We start from the raw sequence: 18,031 nt of genomic DNA, 5'->3' as shown, positions 1-18,031 counted from the left end.
CCACCAGCGGCATTGACGACCTTCGCGCCCTGCTTGCCAGCCGCGCGAGTGATCGGTACATTGCATTTTTTGAGGGCCTCCAATGTCCGCAGATAGCACAGCGACCCCTTCTGAAATTCCCGAGATTTCCGCGATCCCCGCCGTCCCTGCGACTTCAGCGATCCCCGTCTCACCCCTTCCCCCGCTCCACCCTTCCTCGTCGACCGGCCACATCCGGCTGACCTCCCATGCCGGCGGCTTTGGCGCGCTGCCCATCCGCTGGGGCGCGGCCACGGCCGCCGAACGCGGGCCCGTGGTCGGCACCACCACGAAGCGGGCGCACCGCAACGTCATCGGCACGCACAGCGGCTCGTACAGCGTCTATCGCGCGCTGGCCGTGGCAGCCGGCGCCCTCAAGCGCGAGCACAAAGCCGACCTGACCAACACCGCGCCCACCGACGTGATCGGCCCGTACCCGCAGTGGAGCGAGCCCGGGCGCATCGTCTCGCTCGACCCCTGGGGTGCACTGGTGGCCGATGTGTTCTCCGCCGAGCTGGCGGCGGGCTACGACATCCGCCCGACCATCGCGATCACCAAGGCCCACGTGATCCTGCCCGAGGTGATCGAGGCGCTGCAGAGCGGCCGGCTCAAGGCTGACGGCCACTTCCTCACCGCCGGCGGCGCAGCCATGGTGACCAAGGCCGCCATCGAACCCGTGTGGTACCTGCCCGAAGTGGCGCGGCGCTTCGGCTGCTCCGAGACCGACCTGCGCCGCACGCTCTTCGAAGAGACCGGCGGCATGTATCCCGAACTCGTCACGCGCTCCGACCTCGAGGTGTTCCTGCCGCCCATCGGCGGGCAGACGCTCTACATCTTCGGCAACCCGCGCGACCTGGCCAACCCCGAGGTCGAGCTCACCGCGCGCATCCACGACGAATGCAACGGCTCCGACGTGTTCGGCTCCGACATCTGCACCTGCCGCCCCTACCTCACGCACGCCATCGAGGAATGCATCCAGGGCGCGCAGCGCGGCGGCGTGGGCCTCATCGCCTACTCGCGCAAGGAAGGCCGCGCGCTCGGCGAGGTGACCAAGTTCCTGGTCTACAACGCGCGCAAGCGCCAGGTCGGCGGCGACACGGCCGACCAGTATTTCGCGCGCACCGAGTGCGTGGCCGGCGTGCAGGACATGCGCTTCCAGGAACTGATGCCCGACGTCTTCCACTGGCTCGGCATCAAGAAGATCCATCGGCTCGTGTCGATGAGCAACATGAAGTTCGACGCCATCACCGGTTCGGGCATCGAGATCGGCGAGCGTGTGAACATTCCCGACGAACTGATTCCGGCTGACGCCCGCGTCGAAATGGACGCCAAGATGGCCGCCGGCTATTTCACGCCCGGCCCGGTGCCGGACGCCGAGGAACTCAAGAAGGCCAAGGGCCGGGGATTGAGCGAATGAGCGGCAACAAGGCAAACAGCAGCAGCGACTACCTGCCCGCCGATGGCTCGGGCAGCCTGCCGCCGGGCAGCGCGGGCGACATCGATCCGGCGATCGAGTTCGCTCCCGACACCAGCCACCCCGCGGGCGCCGCCACGGTGCTGCGCACCACCGCCGCCATCCGCGAGCGCGCGGCCGCGCTGCTGGCGCGCGCGCGCCGGGGCGAGTCGCAGTGGTTCCGCATCGCCGGCAGCGACGTGCTCGAAGATGCGGCGCGCACCGTGGCCGAAGTCACGCGCGAGCGCTATCCCTGGGACACCATCCCGTACCACAGCCGCTGGCGCCACTTCGAGGCCGGCGGCGTCGACCGGCTGAAGCAGCTCGATGACCTGCTCGGCAAGGGCGTCGACGCCCGGCAGCGCGCCAGCGCGCACATCGACCTCGTGCTGGTGAGCGTGCTGCTCGATGCCGGCGCGGGCCCCGGCTGGCACTACACCGAGCCCGCCACGGGCGAGCGCTTCACGCGCTCCGAGGGCCTGGCCATTGCGAGCTTCCATGCCTTCACGAGCGGGCTGTTCTCGTCCAACCCCGACCATCCGCTGCAGGCCGATGCCGCCGGCCTGCGCGGCCTGGTGACCGACCGGCTCGGCGACGCCTTCCAGGTCAGCGACGTCAATCCGCTGGTGGGCCTGGCCGGCCGCGCGGTACTGCTGCGCCGGCTCGGCGAGGCGATGAGCGAGCAGCCCGAAACCTTCGGCGACGAGGGCCGGCCCGCCGGCATGTTCGATGCGCTGGTCGCCCCGTTCGGCGCGGCCGCCCCGCCCACGGCCGAGATCACGGCACACCAGATCCTCTCGCTGCTGCTCGAGACGCTCTCGCGCATCTGGCCCTCGGCCAACGCCATCGACAGCATCGCGCTCGATGGCAGCGACACCTCGGGCGGCATCGGCTCGAGCGACCCGGCACTCGCGCTCGGCGACTGCTGGCGCCACAGCGCGGTGCGCGGCCCGGGCCTCACCAACGGCTGGATGCCGTTCCACAAGCTGTCGCAATGGCTGACCTATTCGCTGCTCGAACCCTTCGAGCGGGCCGGCGTGAAGGTGCGCCACCTCGATGCGCTCACGGCGCTGCCCGAATACCGCAACGGGGGCCTCCTGATCGACAGCGGCGTGATCGTGCCGAAGGACCCGGCCTTTCTTTCGCGCACCTGGAAAGCCGGCGACGAGTTCATCGTCGAGTGGCGCGCCCTCACCGTGGCGCTGCTCGACGAACTGGCGCCGCGCGTGCGCAAGATCCTCGACCGCACCGAGGAAGAGCTGCCGCTGGCCTGCGTGCTCGAGGGCGGCACCTGGGCCGCCGGCCGTGTGCTGGCACAGCGCTTGCGTGATGGATCGCCACCGCTACTGATCGAAAGCGACGGCACCGTCTTTTAGACTCGCGGGTCCATTCAGCAACGGCAGAAAAATCAAATGAGCAACGTCCACCTCGTCGACCACCCCCTCGTCCAGCACAAGCTCACGCTGATGCGCCGCAAGGACGCTTCCACCAACAGCTTCCGCCGGCTCCTGAACGAAATCAGCATGCTCATGGCCTACGAGGTCACGCGCGACATGCCGATGCAGGACATCGAGGTCGAGACTCCGCTCGAAACCATGCAGGCCAAGGTCATCGATGGCAAGAAGCTGGTGCTGGTGTCGATCCTGCGCGCGGGCACCGGCATCCTGGACGGCATGCTCACCGTGGTGCCGGGTGCTCGCGTCGGCCACATCGGCCTGTACCGCGACCCCAAGACGCTCACGGCCGTCGAGTACTACTTCAAGATGCCCGGCGAAATGGAGAACCGCGACGTGATCGTGGTCGACCCGATGCTGGCCACCGGCAACTCGGCCGTGGCCGCGGTCGAGCGGCTCAAGGAACTCAACCCCAAGTCGATCAAGTTCGTCTGCCTGCTCACCTGCCCCGAAGGCCTGGCGACCATGCAGAAGGCCCACCCCGACGTGCCGGTCTACACCGCCGCGATCGACCGGGAGCTCAACAGCCACGGGTACATCCTGCCCGGGCTGGGCGACGCCGGCGACCGCATCTTCGGCACGAAATGAACCCACCCCCGTCCCTCGCTCACTTCGTGTAGCTCGACTCCCCCTCGAGGGGGCAACACCAGCGGGCCGGCAAAAGCCGGTTCCGCGGTGTTTCTGGAAGGGGCACGGGAAGCGCGGCCAAGAATTTTTATACCGAGGAGAAGCACCGTGACAGCACGCCGTCAGTTGATCATTCGTTCCGCCGCCATTGCCGCAGCGCTTGCGGCCGGCGCGCCCGGCCTTGCGCTCGCGCAGGCCAAGCTCAAGGTGGCGGCGGTGTACACCGTGCCCTTCGAGCAGCAGTGGGTCGGCCGCATCCACAAGGCGCTCAAGGCGGCCGAGGCGCGCGGCGAGATCGAATACAAGGCCACCGAGAACGTCAGCAACGCCGACTACGAGCGCGTGATGCGCGAGTACGCCACCGGTGGCAACCAGCTGATCCTCGGCGAGGTGTTCGGCGTGGAAGCGGCGGCGCGCAAGGTCGCGAAGGATTTTCCCAAGGTCGCCTTCCTCATGGGCTCTTCGCTCAAGCCGCAGGCGCCCAACTTCAGCGTGTTCGACAACTACATCCAGGAGCCGGCCTACCTGAGCGGCATGGTGGCCGGCGGCATGACCAAGAGCAACCGCATCGGCATGGTCGGCGGCTTCCCGATTCCCGAGGTGAACCGGCTCATGAACGCCTTCATGGCGGGCGCGAAGGAAACCAACCCCAAGGTCGAATTCAGCGTGAGCTTCATCAACAGCTGGTTCGATCCGCCCAAGGCCAAGGAAGCGGCCTTCGCGATGATCGACAAGGGCGCCGACGTGATGTACGCCGAGCGCTTCGGCGTCTCGGACGCGGCCAAGGAAAAAGGCAAGCTCGCCATCGGCAACGTGATCGACACGCAGGCGCAGTATCCCGACACGGTGGTGGCTTCGGCGCTGTGGAACTTCGAGCCCTCGGCCGACCGCGCGATCAAGCTCGTGAAGGAAGGCAAGTTCACCGCCGAGGACTACGGCCCCTACTCGATGATGAAGCACAAGGGCTCCGAACTCGCGCCACTGGGCACCTTCGAGAAGAAGGTGCCGGCGGACATCGTCGCCAAGGTCAAGGCCAAGCAGGCCGACATCCTCGCGGGCAAGGTCACCATCAAGGTCGACGACTCGCAACCCAAGTCGACCGCCAAGTGAAGGGGCCGATGACGATGCGCTGGCGTTCTCTTCTCGCGGCCGGCGTGCTGGCCTTCGGCCTGGCGGGTTGTGCCGGCGTCTACAAGGGCCCAGGCACCAGCAGCAGCGGGCGGCTGGACGACACGCCGCGCCTGGCGGTGATCTCGGCGTTCCAGCCCGAACTCACGCTGCTGCTGAACCGGCTCCAGGGGCCGGCGAAGCACAGCGTCAACGGCGTGGAGTTCACCACCGGCACGCTCGAAGGCAAGCCGGTGGTGCTGTTCCTCTCCGGCATCAGCATGACCAATGCGACGATGAACACGCAGCTGGTGCTCGACCGCTTTCGCGTCACCCACATCGTGTTCAGCGGCATCGCGGGCGGCGTGAATCCGCAGCTGCATGTGGGCGACGTCACGGTCCCCGCGCAATGGGGCCAGTACCTCGAAGTGCTGATGGCGCGCGAAACCGCACCGGGCAAGTTCACCGCGCCGCCTTTCATCACCGACGCCACGCTACCCAACTTCGGCATGATGCATCCGCGTCCGGTGGAAGTGCGCTCCGCGGCGCATCCGCAGATCGTGCGCAAATTCTGGTTCGAGGCGGACCCGAAGATGCTCGAGGTGGCGCGCAGCATCCGCACCGTCGACCTGGCGAACTGCAGCGCCGGCAAGTGCCTGGCGCGCAAGCCCCAGCTCGTTGTCGGCGGCAACGGCGTCTCCGGCCAGGCCTTCATGGACAACAAGGCGTACCGCGAATACACCTTCAAGACCTTCCAGGCCAACGTGCTCGACATGGAAACGGCCGCCGTGGGCATGGTGGCCTACAGCAACGGCGTGCCCTACATCGCCTTCCGCTCCCTCAGCGACCTTGCGGGCGGCGGCGAAGGCGAGAACGAGATGGGCACCTTCATGGGCATTGCGGCCGACAACTCGGCCAAGGTGATGCTGGCGTTCCTGGCTGCATGGAAATGATCCTGCCTTTTCTCCCTCCCCTTCCGGGGGAGGGTTGGGGTGGGGGCACGCGGCCTTCGATCGGTCACCGTGGCGTTGCGGGCGCCGCCCGCCCCCATCCCGGCCTTCCCCCGGGAGGGGAAGGAGCAACGCCTTCATGAACAACACAACCGTCCTGCGCCTGCAGGGCATCACCAAGCGCTTCGGCACTCTCGTCGCCAACGACGCCATCTCACTCGACCTGCACGCGGGCGAAGTGCTCGCGCTGCTGGGCGAGAACGGCGCGGGCAAGTCGACGCTCATGTCCATCCTGTTCGGCCACTACGTCGCGGACGGAGGCAGCATCGAAGTCTTCGGCGCGCCGCTGCCGCCGGGCAATCCCAAGGCGGCGCTGGCCGCGGGCGTGGGCATGGTGCACCAGCACTTCACGCTGGCCGACAACCTCAGCGTGCTCGACAACGTGATGATGGGCACGGAGGCGCTCTGGCGCCCGGTCTCGCGCCGGGCCGCCGCGCGCGCGAAGCTGCTCGAGGTGGCGCAGCGCTTCGGCCTGCCGGTGCAGCCCGACGCGAAGATCGGCAGCCTCTCGGTCGGCGAGCGCCAGCGCGTCGAGATACTGAAGGCGCTGTACCGCGGCGCGCGCATCCTGATCCTCGACGAGCCGACCGCCGTGCTCACGCCGCAGGAAAGCGAGGCCCTGTTCGCCACGCTCGCGCAGATGGTGGCGCAGGGCCTGTCGGTGATCTTCATCAGCCACAAGCTGGGCGAGGTGCTGCGCGTGTCGCAGCGCATTGCCGTGCTGCGCAGCGGCAAGCTGGTGGCCGAGGCGCGCACCGCCGACACCACGCAGGCGCAGCTCGCGCTGTGGATGGTCGGGCATGCGGTGGAGGCGCCGCTGCGCCGGCCCGCCAGGTCGGTGGGCGATGCGGTCTGCGTACTCGACCATGTGAGCACCTCATCGGACAAGGACCAGGGGCAGAACCGGCTGCGCGAGGTGTCGCTCACGCTGCGCGCCGGGGAAATCACCGCCATCGCGGGCGTCTCGGGCAACGGGCAGGTGGCGCTGGCCGAGCTGCTGTGCGGCACGCGCCGCGCCACCTCGGGCACGGCGCTGCTGATGGGTCGCGCGCTGCCGCCCTCGCCCGCCCGGCTGGTGCAGCGCGGCGTCGCGCGCATCCCCGAGGACCGGCACACGGTCGGTGTGGTCGGCGACCTGCCGGTGTGGGAGAACGCGGTGTCCGAGCGGCTGCGCAGCCCGGTCTTCTCGCGCTGGTCATGGTTCGTGCGGCGTGCGGCCGCGCGGCTGCATGCACAGCGCATCGAAAAGGCATTCGACGTGCGCGGCGGGGGGCCGATGGCGCCGGCCCGTTCGCTTTCGGGCGGCAACATGCAGAAGCTGATCCTCGGGCGCGCGCTGCTGGCGCCCGAGCAGGACGAAGAAGACGCAGAGAACAGGAAATACCCGACGCGCGCGCCGCGCCTGATCGTCGCGCACCAGCCGACCTGGGGCCTCGACATCGGTGCCGTCGCCTATGTGCAGCAGCAGCTCATCGCCGCGCGCGAAGCGGGTGCGGCGGTGCTGGTGATTTCCGATGATCTCGACGAAGTGCTCGCGCTCGGCGACCGCGTGGCCGTGATGCACGGCGGCCGCCTCGGCGAAGCGCGCCCGGCCGCGGCGTGGACGCGCGAAGCCATCGGGCTGGCGATGGCCGGCGCGGCGGCGCCGCAGCAGCAACGCGCAGGAGCCACGCCATGATGCGGCTCGAACGGCGCCACCAAAGCTCGCGCGCCGCACTGGTGCTGGCACCCATCGGCGCGGTGGCCTTCACCATGGCGGTGAGCGCGCTGCTGGTGCTCTGGGCCGGCGCGCCGGTCGGCCGCACCTATTTATTGCTGCTGCAGGGCGGCTTCGGCTCGGTGTTCGCGTGGAGCGAGACGCTGACGCGCGCCATTCCGCTGATCCTCACCGGGTTGGCCGCGACGGTCGCCTTCAAGGCGCGGCTCTTCAACATCGGCGCCGAGGGGCAGCTGTTCGCGGGCGCCCTCGCGGCCGTGGCCGTGGGCGGCATGCATGGCGGCACCGGCTTCGAGCTGCAGCCCTGGCTGCTGTTTCCGCTGATGATGCTGGCCGCCGCCGTGGCGGGCGCCCTGCTGCTGCTCGGCCCGGCGCTCATGAAGAACAGGCTCGGCGTCGACGAGGTGGTGACCACGCTGCTGATCAACTTCATCGTGCTGCTCGGCGTGTCGGCGCTGCTCGACGGGCCGATGAAGGACCCGAGCGCCATGGGCTGGCCGCAGAGCGTGTCGCTGCAGTCCGAGCTCGAACTCGGCAAGCTCGTCGCCCAGACGCGCGTGCACACCGGGCTCGTCTGGGCCGTGTCGCTGGCGGTGATGGTGTGGGCGATCTTCAAGTACACGGTGCTGGGCTTCGACATCCGCGCGGTGGGTGCCAATGCGCGTGCCGCCGCCTTCGCCGGGGTGCCCGTCACGCGCACCGTGGTGATGGTCGCGCTGCTTTCGGGTGCGCTGGCCGGCCTTGCGGGTGCCATCGAGGTGGCCGGGCGCACCAGCTACGTCACGCTCGACATGTCGCCGGGCTACGGCTACACCGGCATCGTGATCGCGATGCTCGCGGGCCTGCATCCGCTGGGCGTGATCACCGCGGGCGTGTTCGTGGCGGGCGTGCTGGTCGGCGCCGACACCATGAGCCGCGCCGTGGGCGTGCCGACCTACATCGCCGACGTGATCGTCGCGGCCTCGCTGGTTGCGGTGCTGGTGGCGACGCTGCTGACGCAATACCGGCTGCGGATGAAATGACCGACCTGCTCGACATCCTCGCCAATCCGGCGTTCTGGGTCGCGGTGCTGCGCATCGCCACGCCGCTCATCCTCGGCACGCTGGGCGTGCTGCTGTGCGAGCGCGCGGGCGTGCTCAACCTCGGCATCGAGGGAATCATGGTCGCGGGCGCCTTCACCGGCTGGCTCGCGGTGTATGCGGGCGCGCCGCTCTGGGCCGGCGTCGGCGTGGCCGCGCTCACCGGCATGGCGTTCGGTCTGCTGCATGCCTTTCTTACAGTGGGCCTGGCGCTGTCGCAGCATGTCTCGGGGCTGGGCATCACGCTGCTGGCCACCGCGCTCAGCTACTTCGGCTACCGCGTGAGCTTTCCGAAGGTGAACACGCCGCCGACCATCACGTCCTTCGCACCGATGGAGTGGCTGCCTGTGCCCATTCTCAATGCGCAGACCGCGCTCACGCTGTTCGCGCTGCTGCTGGTGCCGGCGATTGCCTGGGTGCTGTACCGCACGCCGCTCGGGCTCGCGGTACGCATGGTGGGCGAGAACCCGCAGGCGGCCGAGAGCCAGGGCGTGTCGGTCGCGGCCACGCGCACCGGTGCCATCGTGGCGGGCTCGGCGCTGATGGGCGTGGCCGGCTCCTTCCTCACGCTCTCGGCCTTCAACGCCTTCTTCTTCAACATGGTGAACGGCCGCGGCTGGATCTGCGTGGCGCTGGTGGTGTTTGCCTCTTGGCGGCCAGGCAAGGCCCTGCTCGGCGCGCTGCTGTTCGCGTTTTTCGATGCCCTGCAGCTGCGGCTGCAGCAATCGGGCGACGCCCTGCTGCCCTACCAGATCTACCTGATGCTGCCGTACCTGCTGTCGATCCTCGCGCTGGTGCTGGTGGCGCGCAAGGCCAGCTATCCGCAAGCGCTGATGAAGCCCTATCGCAAGGGGGAGCGTTGAACCGAAAATCTCCTGCATCCGCATCTCGGAGACCTTCACGATGCTCGATCTCCTGATCATCAACGCCACCCTCCCCGACGGCCGCTCGGGCATGTCGATCGCCGTGCAAGGCGGCCGCATCACCGAAGTCACCGCCGGGCTCGACGCGCCGGCGCTCGACAAGCTCGATGCCCAAGGCCTGCTGCTCGCGCCGCATTTCGTCGATCCGCACTTCCACATGGATGCCACGCTCAGCTACGGCCTGCCGCGCGTCAACCAGAGCGGCACCTTGCTCGAAGGCATTGCGCTGTGGGGCGAACTCAAGCCGCTGCTCACGGCCGACGCACTCATCGAGCGAGCGCTGGCGTATTGCGACTGGGCGGTGGCCAAGGGCCTGCTGGCCGTGCGCTCGCATGTGGACACGAGCGACCCGAGCCTGCTCGCAGTCGATGCGCTGCTCGAGGTCAAGCGCAAGGTCGCGCCGTACCTCGACCTGCAGCTCGTGGCCTTTCCGCAGGATGGCGTGCTGCGCTCCGAGGGTGGCGTCGAGAACCTGAAGCGCGCGCTCGACAGGGGCGTGGACGTGGTCGGCGGCATTCCGCATTTCGAGCGCACCATGGCCGATGGTGCCGCCAGCGTGAAGCTGCTGATGGAGCTGGCGGCCGAGCGCGGCAAGCTGGTCGACATGCACTGCGACGAATCGGACGACCCGCTCTCGCGCCACATCGAAACCCTGTCGGCCGAGACCTGGCGCCTCGGCATGCAGGGCCGCGTGACGGGCTCGCACTGCACCTCGATGCATTCGATGGACAACTACTACGCGAGCAAGCTGCTGCCGCTGATCGCGCAGAGCGGCGTCAGCGTGGTTTCCAACCCGCTCATCAACATTACGCTGCAGGGCCGCCACGACACCTACCCCAAGCGCCGCGGCATGACGCGCGTGCCCGAGCTGATGGCCGCCGGCGTGAACGTCGCGTTCGGCCACGACTGCGTGATGGATCCGTGGTACGGCATGGGCTCGGGCGACATGCTCGAAGTGGCGCACATGGGCCTGCATGTGGCGCAGATGACCAGCCAGGCCGGCATCCGCCAGTGCTTCGAAGCTGTGACCATCAACGCCGCGCGCGTGATGCACCTGGAGGGCTACGGCCTCGAGGCGGGCTGCGACGCGAGCTTCGTGCTGCTGCAGGCGCGCGATCCGGTCGAGGCGATCCGGCTGCGCGCGACGCGGCTCAAGGTGTTCCGCAAGGGGCGCCTGCTGGCGGAAACACCGGCCGCGACAGCCGCGCTGCACCTGCCGGGCCGCGCGCAGGCCACCAACTGGATGAGCCGCAAGTCCTAGCGTCTCAGGCTTCGGGCGCGATGGCCTCGGCGTACTCGTAGAGCGCACCCAGGATTTCTTCGCCCCGCTCGTCCGCGGTTTCGGACAGCGCATCGACTTCGCTGAACAGCATCTCGATGGTGCGCGCGCCGCCCTCGCCCTTGAAGAGCCGCGCGGCGCGCAGCGCCTCCCAGCGTTCGGCCTCCTCGGCGCTGAGCAGCTCAGGCCAGTTGCGCGCGCGGTAGCGAAAGAGGATTTCCTCGAGCCGCCCGTCGTCAAAGCCGGTGCGGTCCTTGGCGAGTTCCTCGGGCGACAGCGCGCGCAGCTGGTTCAGGCGGCGCCGGTCGGCGTTGCCGACGAAGCCGCCGTAGAGGTCTTCGTCGACATCGGGCACCGCCTCCTTGGGCCGTGCATACACCTGCGACCAGATGGCGCTCATGTCGGGCAGGTCGCGCGCAATGGCGGCGTGGCGCAGCGCCGCATCGAGGTCGACATTCCAGCGCTCGGCCATCGCGGGCGCCAGCGTGCGCAGGTTGCCGACCACCATGGGCGACTTGTTGAGGTGGATGCCCTTGACCGGCAGACGGACCACGCCTTCGGGCAGGTCGGCGGTGCGCGTGAACAGGCGCAGGCGCAAGGTCTCGACGTCGAGGTCGCGCAGCTCGCTGGGGTCATGGGCCAGGTCCCAGGCGATCAGTTCGTTCTTGTTGGTCGGATGGCTCGCGAGCGGCCACATCACACCGAGGCAGCCGCGCTCGACCGGGAACATACCCGACACGTGCAGGAAAGGCCGCGCCGTCTCGCGCATGGCCGGCAGGCCGAGCTCGCTGGCGACGCGGTCCTTCTTGTGCAGGCCGAAGGCGAATTCGAAGAGCTTGGGCTGGCGGTCGCGAATGAGCCGCGCCAGCGCGATGGTGGCGCGCACATCGGACAGCGCATCGTGCGCGGACTCGTGCAGCAGGCCGTTGGCGCGCGCCAGGTCCTCGAGCTTGAAGCTGGGCTTGCCGTCTTCCTTCTTCGGCCACTCGATGCCCTCGGGCCGCAGCGCGTAGGTCAGGCGCACCACGTCGAGCAGGTCCCAGCGTCCGCAGTCGTTCTGCCACTCGCGCGCATATGGATCGATGAGATTGCGCCAGAACAGGAAGCGCGTGACCTCGTCGTCGAAGCGGATGGTGTTGTAGCCCACGCCGATGGTGCCGGGCTGCGAGAAGGCCTTCTCGATCTGCGCGGCAAAGGCATGCTCGGGAATGCCGCGCTCCAGGCAGACCTGGGGCGTGATGCCGGTGATCAGGCAGGCCTCGGGGCTGGGCAGGTAGTCGGGCGCCGGCTTGCAATAGATCATCAGCGGCTCGCCGATCTCGTTGAGTTCGGCGTCGGTGCGGATGGCGGCGAACTGCGAAGGCCGGTCGCGGCGCGGCACGGCGCCGAAGGTTTCGTAGTCGTGCCAGAGAAAGGTGTGGTTCATTCAGAGCAAGGGAGAAAACAATCGTGCAATCGCGTCGCCGAGGCGGCGCCAGAAACTCTGCGGCCGATGGGCGCGCACCGCGCCGGAACTGTGCAGGTCGGTCTCGAACTGCGCGGCCAGGGGGCGTGCCAGCTCGGGGCCGTAGACCACCGCGCTCACTTCGAAATTGAGCCTGAAGCTGCGGTTGTCGAAATTCGCGGTACCGATCATCGCGCAATGGTCGTCGACCACCAAGGTCTTGGAATGCAGCATGCGCGCCTTGTATTCCCAGACCTTGACTCCCGACGCAATCAACTCGTCGAAGTAGGAGCGCGCGGCCGCGCTCACAATGGCCGAATCGCTGCGCCGCGGCACCAGGAGACGCACGTCCACGCCGCGCAGCGCAGCGCTGGTGAGCGCCATCATGGCGGGCTCGCCGGGCACGAAGTACGGCGTGGTGAGCCAGGCCCGCTCGCTTGCCGAATGGATCGCCTCCACATGCATGCGGTGGATGGGTTCCAGCATGTTGTCGGGACCGCTGGTCACGATCTGCACGGGGATGTCGCCTGCCTCGACCTGCGGCAGCATGGCGCCCATCAGGTGATCGATGTCACGGAGATCCTCACCGGTGGCATAGGTCCAGTCCTCCAGGAAGGTGGTCTGGAGCCAGCGCACCGCGCTGCCCTCGATGCGCAGGTGGACGTCATGGTAGGCATCGGGCCGGGTGCGCTTGTCTTCCTCGTCGGTGACGTTGACGCCGCCGGTAAAGCCCACGCGGCCGTCGCAGACGACGATCTTGCGGTGGGTGCGGTAGTTGGTCACCGGACGCAGGCGGCGGCCGATGCGCGTGTCATGGAAGAGCGCAACCTGCACGCCCGCGGCATGCAGCGGCGCCATGAACTTGCGGCCGATGCGCTTGGAGCCCAGCGCATCGAGCAGCAGGCGCACGGACACGCCCTGCCCGGCACGCTCCACCAGCAGGTCGCGCAGCGCGGTGCCGATCTTGTCGGGCTCGAAGATGTAGTACTCGAGGTGGATGTGGTCGCGCGCCGCGCGCACCGCGTCAAAGATGGCGTCGAAGGTACGTGCACCGCCCGAGAGCAGCGCCACGCCCGTCGCGCTGGAAACCGGCAGCCCGCAGGCCGCGGTACCCAGCCGCGCCATCTGCTGCAGCGCCGGCGGCGCGTTCTGCGCCGCGTCGCGCACGCGCGCCAGGTCGGCCTGCGTGTGTGCGCTGGCGCGGCTGCGCAAGCGCTTGACGCGCTGCTTGCGCAGGCGCTGCGGCCCGAGGAAGTAGTAGATGACGAAGCCCGCGAACGGCAGCAGCGCGAGCGACAGGATCCAACTCATGGTGGACACCGGCGCGCGCTTCTGCATCACGATCCAGACCGACAGCACGGCGATATAGCCGCTCCAGGCCAGAGAGAGGCCGGTTTTCCATTCCTGACTGAGCTCGGGGAGGATCAAAGTAAAACTGCGTACGGATAGATTCCGGCCAAAAAAAAGCCGGCAGCGAATGCTACCGGCCTTTTGCGTACTGCCAGGAACAGCGCGGAACCGGCCTTGCCGGTCCGCCTTATCCAGCAGCAGCTTCTTCGGCTTCGGGCTTGGACTTGCCTTCCTTCTTCGGCAGCGGCTGGATGTCCAGCTGCACTTCACCCTTGTCGTCGATGTCGACCGACAGGCGGCCTCCATCGATCAGGCGTCCAAACAGCAGCTCGTCGGCCAGCGCGCGGCGGATCGTGTCCTGGATCAGGCGCTGCATCGGGCGGGCGCCCATCAGCGGATCGAAGCCCTTCTTCGCCAGGTGCTTGCGCAGCCCGTCGCTGAACGTGACGTCGACCTTCTTCTCGGCCAGCTGCGTTTCCAGCTGCAGCAGGAACTTGTCGACCACGCGCAGGATGATCTGCTCGTCGAGCGCCTTGAAGCTCACGGTGGCATCCAGGCGGTTGCGGAACTCCGGCGTGAACAGGCGCTTGATGTCGGCCATCTCGTCGCCCGCCTGGCGCGGGTTGGTGAAGCCGATGGTCGCCTTGTTCATGGTCTCGGCACCCGCATTGGTGGTCATCACGATGATCACGTTGCGGAAGTCGGCCTTGCGTCCGTTGTTGTCCGTCAGGGTGCCGTGGTCCATGACCTGCAGCAGCACGTTGAAGATGTCCGGATGCGCCTTCTCGATTTCGTCGAGCAGCAGCACCGCGTGCGGCTTCTTCGTGATGGCTTCGGTCAGAAGGCCGCCCTGGTCGAACCCGACGTAGCCCGGAGGCGCGCCGATCAGCCGGCTCACCGCATGGCGCTCCATGTATTCGGACATGTCGAAGCGGATCAGCTCGATGCCCATGATATAGGCCAGCTGCTTGGCCGCTTCGGTCTTGCCGACGCCGGTCGGGCCGCTGAACAGGAACGAGCCGATCGGCTTGTCCTCGCGGCCCAGGCCCGAGCGCGCCATCTTGACGGCCGAAGCCAGCACTTCCAGCGCCTTGTCCTGGCCGAACACCACGCTCTTGAGGTCGCGCTCGATGGTCTGCAGCTTGCCGCGGTCGTCGTTGCTGACGTTGGCCGGGGGAATGCGCGCGATCTTCGCGACGATGTCCTCGACCTCGGTCTTGCTGATGGTCTTCTTGCGCTTGCTCGCCGGCAGGATGCGCTGGGCAGCGCCGGCCTCGTCGATCACGTCGATGGCCTTGTCGGGCAGGTGGCGGTCGTTGATGTACTTGGCGCTCAACTCGGCCGCAGCCTGCAGGGCCGCCACCGCGTACTTGACGCCGTGGTGCTCTTCGAAGCGCGACTTCAGCCCCTTCAGGATGTCGACGGTTTCCTGCACCGTCGGCTCGACCACGTCGACCTTCTGGAAACGGCGCGACAGGGCCGCGTCCTTCTCGAAGATGCCGCGGTACTCGCTGAAGGTGGTGGCGCCGATGCACTTGAGCTGGCCGCTCGAGAGCGCCGGCTTCAGCAGGTTCGAGGCGTCGAGCGTGCCGCCCGAAGCCGCGCCCGCACCGATCAGGGTGTGGATCTCGTCGATGAACAGGATCGCGTTCGGCTTGTCCTTGAGCGACTTGAGCACGCCCTTCAGGCGCTGCTCGAAATCGCCGCGGTACTTGGTTCCGGCCAGCAGCGCGCCCATGTCGAGCGAGTAGACCTGCGCCTCGGCGAGGATCTCGGGCACGTCGGATTGCGTGATGCGCCAGGCCAGGCCCTCGGCGATGGCGGTCTTGCCCACGCCGGCCTCACCCACCAGCAGCGGGTTGTTCTTGCGCCGGCGGCACAGGATCTGGATCACGCGCTCGACCTCGTATTCGCGGCCGATCAGCGGGTCGATCTTGCCGTCCTTGGCAAGTTGATTGAGGTTCTGCGTGAACTGCTCGAGCGGCGAGGCCTTCTCGTTCTTTTCGGCGCCGCCCTCTTCGCCCTCGCCCGAAGGCGATTCGCTGCTGCCCTTGACGGCCTCGGGCGGATCGCTCTTCTTGATGCCGTGGGCAATGAAGTTCACCACGTCCAGGCGGGTCACGCCCTGCTGGTGGAGGTAGTACACCGCGTGCGAATCCTTCTCGCCGAAGATCGCCACCAGCACATTGGCGCCGGTGACTTCCTTCTTGCCGTTGCCGGTGGACTGCACATGCATGATGGCGCGCTGGATCACGCGCTGGAAACCCAGCGTCGGCTGGGTGTCTACATCGTCGGTACCCGCCACCTGGGGCGTGTTGTCCTTGATGAAGTTGGTGAGCGACGCCCGCAGGTCGTCGACGTTGGCCGAGCAGGCGCGCAGAACCTCTGCGGCGCTCGGGTTGTCCAGCAAAGCGAGCAACAGATGCTCCACGGTGATGAACTCGTGGCGCTGCTGCCTGGCCTCGACGAAGGCCATGTGCAAGCTGACTTCCAGTTCCTGGGCAATCATGTGATTTCCTTTTGCCTTGCTGTAAATAAATTCTCAGATGGGTTTGAGCGCGCGCAATTCAACTGGTTCACGCAATGGGCTCGCTGACGCACTGCAGCGGATGCCCGGCCTGGTGCGCAGCCTCCATCACCTGATTGACCTTGGTGGCCGCCAGATCGCGGGAATAAACCCCACAAACGCCGCGGCCATCGAGGTGGATCTTGAGCATGATCTGGGTCGCGGTTTCGCGATCCTTGTTGAAATATTCCTGCAGCACGACGATCACGAACTCCATCGGCGTGTAGTCGTCGTTCAGCATGACGACCTGGTACATCTGGGGCGGCGCGGTTTTTTGCGGGCGCCGCTCCAGAACGACCGAATCTCCGTCATCCCCGGCCGGTTTCTGGGCCGGCGGAGTGCTGGGAGTCTTGGGAATTCTCGTTGCCATAAAAAAGATTCTATAGAGCGTGCAAGCACCGTGCCGGCGCAAGAAGACTTGGTGGCGCGTATTCGACAAATCAAGAGGCTTGCGTCGTGCACGACACCGCAGGCGATGCAAAAAAATCTGCCTCTCGCCTGCGCTGCAGCGTAAATATTACGCGGCACCCGCCCGGAAAAAAATGGGTATTTGGAGCAAGGTGTTCCATTTCTCAACCCGAGCCGCCTTGCCATGCCGGATGAAGAAAAGCCCTCGAGACCGGGTGATCTCGAGGGCCTTGGCTTTCGCGGCGCCCGCAGACGCCGCAGAGCGGCTGCTCGCGCAATTACATGTGGTCGATCATGACCTGGCCGAAGCCCGAGCAGCTCACTTGCGTGGCACCGTCCATCAGGCGGGCGAAGTCATAGGTGACCTTCTTGCTGGCAATCGACTTTTCCATCGAGCTGATGATCAGGTCGGCCGCCTCGGTCCATCCCATGTGGCGCAGCATCATTTCGGCCGAGAGGATTTCGGAACCGGGGTTCACGTAATCCTTGCCGGCGTACTTGGGAGCCGTGCCGTGGGTGGCTTCGAACATGGCGACGGTGTCGCTCAGGTTCGCGCCCGGGGCAATGCCGATGCCGCCCACCTGGGCCGCCAGCGCGTCGGACACGTAGTCGCCGTTCAGGTTGAGCGTGGCAATCACGCTGTATTCTGCGGGGCGCAGGAGAATCTGCTGCAGGAATGCGTCGGCGATGCTGTCCTTGACGGTGATTTCCTTGCCCGTCCTGGGGTTCTTGAACTTCATCCAGGGGCCGCCGTCGATCAGTTCGGCGCCGAATTCCTTGGCAGCCAGGGCGTAGGCCCAGTCGCGGAAGCCACCCTCGGTGAACTTCATGATGTTGCCCTTGTGCACGATGGTGACGCTGGGCTTGTCGTTGTCCACGGCGTACTGCAGTGCCTTGCGCACGAGGCGCTCGGTGCCTTCCTTCGAGACGGGCTTGACGCCGATGCCCGACGTGTTGGGGAAGCGGATCTTCTTGACGCCCAGCTCGTCCTGCAGGAACTTGATGAGCTTCTTGGCCTTGTCGCTTTCGGCTTCGAATTCGATGCCGGCGTAGATGTCTTCCGAGTTCTCGCGGAAGATGACCATGTTGGTCTTGTGCGGCTCGCGCACCGGGCTGGGCACGCCCTCGAAGTACTGGATGGGGCGCAGGCAGACGTAGAGATCGAGTTCCTGGCGCAGCGCAACGTTCAGCGAGCGGATGCCGCCGCCGACGGGCGTGGTGAGCGGGCCCTTGATGGACACCACGTAGTCGCGCACCGCATGCAGGGTTTCCTCGGGCAGCCAGACGTCGGGGCCGTAGACCTTGGTCGACTTTTCGCCGGCATAGACTTCCATCCAGTGGATCTTCTTCTTGCCGCCATAGGCCTTGGCCACCGCAGCATCCACCACCTTGAGCATCACCGGGGTGATGTCCAGACCCGTGCCGTCGCCTTCGATGAAGGGAATGATCGGCTGATCAGGCACATTGAGCGAGTTGTCGGCGTTGACCGTGATCTTCTGGCCTTCGGCCGGGACTTTGATGTGCTGGTAGCTGGACATGAGGGGGAATGACTCCGGGAGTGACGTAATTCGGACGACTGTCTGCGAATTCAGACAG

General features: G+C 67.1%; 14 protein-coding genes. 9 read left to right on the top strand and 5 right to left on the bottom strand.

The window, feature by feature from the left end:
* The first annotated feature begins 82 nt into the window (after positions 1-82).
* From EJO66_RS15825 to EJO66_RS15785, 9 genes are all read left to right on the top strand, one after another.
* The gene (locus EJO66_RS15825) at positions 83-1,435 is read left to right on the top strand and encodes a GTP cyclohydrolase II (protein ID WP_124959532.1); all 1,353 of its coding nucleotides are present in this window, start codon (positions 83-85) and stop codon (positions 1,433-1,435) included.
* Positions 1,432-2,847 carry a URC4/urg3 family protein gene (locus tag EJO66_RS15820; RefSeq protein WP_124959531.1) on the top strand — a complete coding sequence of 472 codons (1,416 nt, stop codon included), beginning with the start codon at positions 1,432-1,434 and terminating at the stop codon, positions 2,845-2,847. Before EJO66_RS15825 ends, EJO66_RS15820 begins: the two co-directional genes overlap by 4 nt.
* Before the next feature lie 36 nt (positions 2,848-2,883).
* Positions 2,884-3,513, top strand: coding sequence for a uracil phosphoribosyltransferase (gene upp, locus EJO66_RS15815; protein ID WP_012747768.1), 630 nt, complete (start codon positions 2,884-2,886; stop codon positions 3,511-3,513).
* A gap of 147 nt (positions 3,514-3,660) precedes the next feature.
* Positions 3,661-4,662, top strand: a complete 1,002-nt coding sequence (locus EJO66_RS15810) for a BMP family protein (protein WP_124959530.1) — start codon at positions 3,661-3,663, stop codon at positions 4,660-4,662.
* A gap of 8 nt (positions 4,663-4,670) precedes the next feature.
* The gene (locus EJO66_RS15805; protein ID WP_125965571.1) at positions 4,671-5,612 is read left to right on the top strand and encodes a 5'-methylthioadenosine/S-adenosylhomocysteine nucleosidase; all 942 of its coding nucleotides are present in this window, start codon (positions 4,671-4,673) and stop codon (positions 5,610-5,612) included.
* A 136-nt stretch (positions 5,613-5,748) separates the two neighbouring features.
* Positions 5,749-7,347 (top strand): ABC transporter ATP-binding protein, encoded by a 1,599-nt coding sequence (locus EJO66_RS15800; protein WP_125965570.1) that lies wholly within the window; start codon positions 5,749-5,751, stop codon positions 7,345-7,347.
* Positions 7,347-8,408, top strand: a complete 1,062-nt coding sequence (locus EJO66_RS15795) for an ABC transporter permease (RefSeq protein WP_206168856.1) — start codon at positions 7,347-7,349, stop codon at positions 8,406-8,408. Before EJO66_RS15800 ends, EJO66_RS15795 begins: the two co-directional genes overlap by 1 nt.
* Positions 8,405-9,328: an ABC transporter permease gene (locus EJO66_RS15790; RefSeq protein ID WP_125965568.1), complete on the top strand. Its 924-nt coding sequence runs from the start codon at positions 8,405-8,407 to the stop codon at positions 9,326-9,328. Before EJO66_RS15795 ends, EJO66_RS15790 begins: the two co-directional genes overlap by 4 nt.
* A gap of 40 nt (positions 9,329-9,368) precedes the next feature.
* Positions 9,369-10,649 (top strand): amidohydrolase family protein, encoded by a 1,281-nt coding sequence (locus tag EJO66_RS15785; RefSeq protein ID WP_125965567.1) that lies wholly within the window; start codon positions 9,369-9,371, stop codon positions 10,647-10,649.
* Positions 10,650-10,653: 4 nt separating this feature from the next.
* On the opposite strand, the gene sbcB is transcribed toward EJO66_RS15785, so the two are convergent.
* From sbcB to icd, 5 genes are all read right to left on the bottom strand, one after another.
* Positions 10,654-12,093 (bottom strand): exodeoxyribonuclease I, encoded by a 1,440-nt coding sequence (gene sbcB, locus EJO66_RS15780; RefSeq protein ID WP_125965566.1) that lies wholly within the window; start codon positions 12,091-12,093, stop codon positions 10,654-10,656.
* Entirely contained in the window at positions 12,094-13,539 is a 1,446-nt protein-coding gene (gene cls / locus EJO66_RS15775) for a cardiolipin synthase (RefSeq protein ID WP_124959523.1), read from the bottom strand.
* A gap of 109 nt (positions 13,540-13,648) precedes the next feature.
* Complete coding sequence (gene clpA, locus EJO66_RS15770) at positions 13,649-15,970, bottom strand: ATP-dependent Clp protease ATP-binding subunit ClpA (protein WP_124959522.1); 2,322 nt, start codon at positions 15,968-15,970, stop codon at positions 13,649-13,651.
* A 67-nt stretch (positions 15,971-16,037) separates the two neighbouring features.
* Complete coding sequence (clpS, locus tag EJO66_RS15765; RefSeq protein ID WP_012747757.1) at positions 16,038-16,397, bottom strand: ATP-dependent Clp protease adapter ClpS; 360 nt, start codon at positions 16,395-16,397, stop codon at positions 16,038-16,040.
* A 316-nt stretch (positions 16,398-16,713) separates the two neighbouring features.
* Positions 16,714-17,973 carry an NADP-dependent isocitrate dehydrogenase gene (gene icd, locus EJO66_RS15760; protein ID WP_018904993.1) on the bottom strand — a complete coding sequence of 420 codons (1,260 nt, stop codon included), beginning with the start codon at positions 17,971-17,973 and terminating at the stop codon, positions 16,714-16,716.
* Positions 17,974-18,031 lie beyond the last annotated feature (58 nt).

It is taken from the genome of Variovorax beijingensis, from assembly GCF_003951285.1.
In the GTDB taxonomy this organism is placed as follows: Bacteria; Pseudomonadota; Gammaproteobacteria; order Burkholderiales; family Burkholderiaceae_C; genus Variovorax; species Variovorax beijingensis.
The sequence above is the reverse complement of the archived record's forward strand: the minus strand, read 5'-3'. Positions and strand labels throughout refer to the sequence as shown.

What these genes read in the sequence shown, in the direction of transcription:
- EJO66_RS15820 (WP_124959531.1), top strand. Translation starts at nt 1,432, where the DNA reads ATGAGCGGCAACAAGGCAAACAGCAGCAGCGACTACCTGCCCGCCGAT.
- EJO66_RS15800 (WP_125965570.1), top strand. Translation starts at nt 5,749, where the DNA reads ATGAACAACACAACCGTCCTGCGCCTGCAGGGCATCACCAAGCGCTTC.
- sbcB (WP_125965566.1), bottom strand. Translation starts at nt 12,093, where the DNA reads ATGAACCACACCTTTCTCTGGCACGACTACGAAACCTTCGGCGCCGTG.
- upp (WP_012747768.1), top strand. Translation starts at nt 2,884, where the DNA reads ATGAGCAACGTCCACCTCGTCGACCACCCCCTCGTCCAGCACAAGCTC.
- icd (WP_018904993.1), bottom strand. Translation starts at nt 17,973, where the DNA reads ATGTCCAGCTACCAGCACATCAAAGTCCCGGCCGAAGGCCAGAAGATC.
- EJO66_RS15785 (WP_125965567.1), top strand. Translation starts at nt 9,369, where the DNA reads ATGCTCGATCTCCTGATCATCAACGCCACCCTCCCCGACGGCCGCTCG.
- EJO66_RS15795 (WP_206168856.1), top strand. Translation starts at nt 7,347, where the DNA reads ATGCGGCTCGAACGGCGCCACCAAAGCTCGCGCGCCGCACTGGTGCTG.
- EJO66_RS15805 (WP_125965571.1), top strand. Translation starts at nt 4,671, where the DNA reads ATGACGATGCGCTGGCGTTCTCTTCTCGCGGCCGGCGTGCTGGCCTTC.
- EJO66_RS15790 (WP_125965568.1), top strand. Translation starts at nt 8,405, where the DNA reads ATGACCGACCTGCTCGACATCCTCGCCAATCCGGCGTTCTGGGTCGCG.
- clpS (WP_012747757.1), bottom strand. Translation starts at nt 16,397, where the DNA reads ATGGCAACGAGAATTCCCAAGACTCCCAGCACTCCGCCGGCCCAGAAA.
- EJO66_RS15825 (WP_124959532.1), top strand. Translation starts at nt 83, where the DNA reads ATGTCCGCAGATAGCACAGCGACCCCTTCTGAAATTCCCGAGATTTCC.
- clpA (WP_124959522.1), bottom strand. Translation starts at nt 15,970, where the DNA reads ATGATTGCCCAGGAACTGGAAGTCAGCTTGCACATGGCCTTCGTCGAG.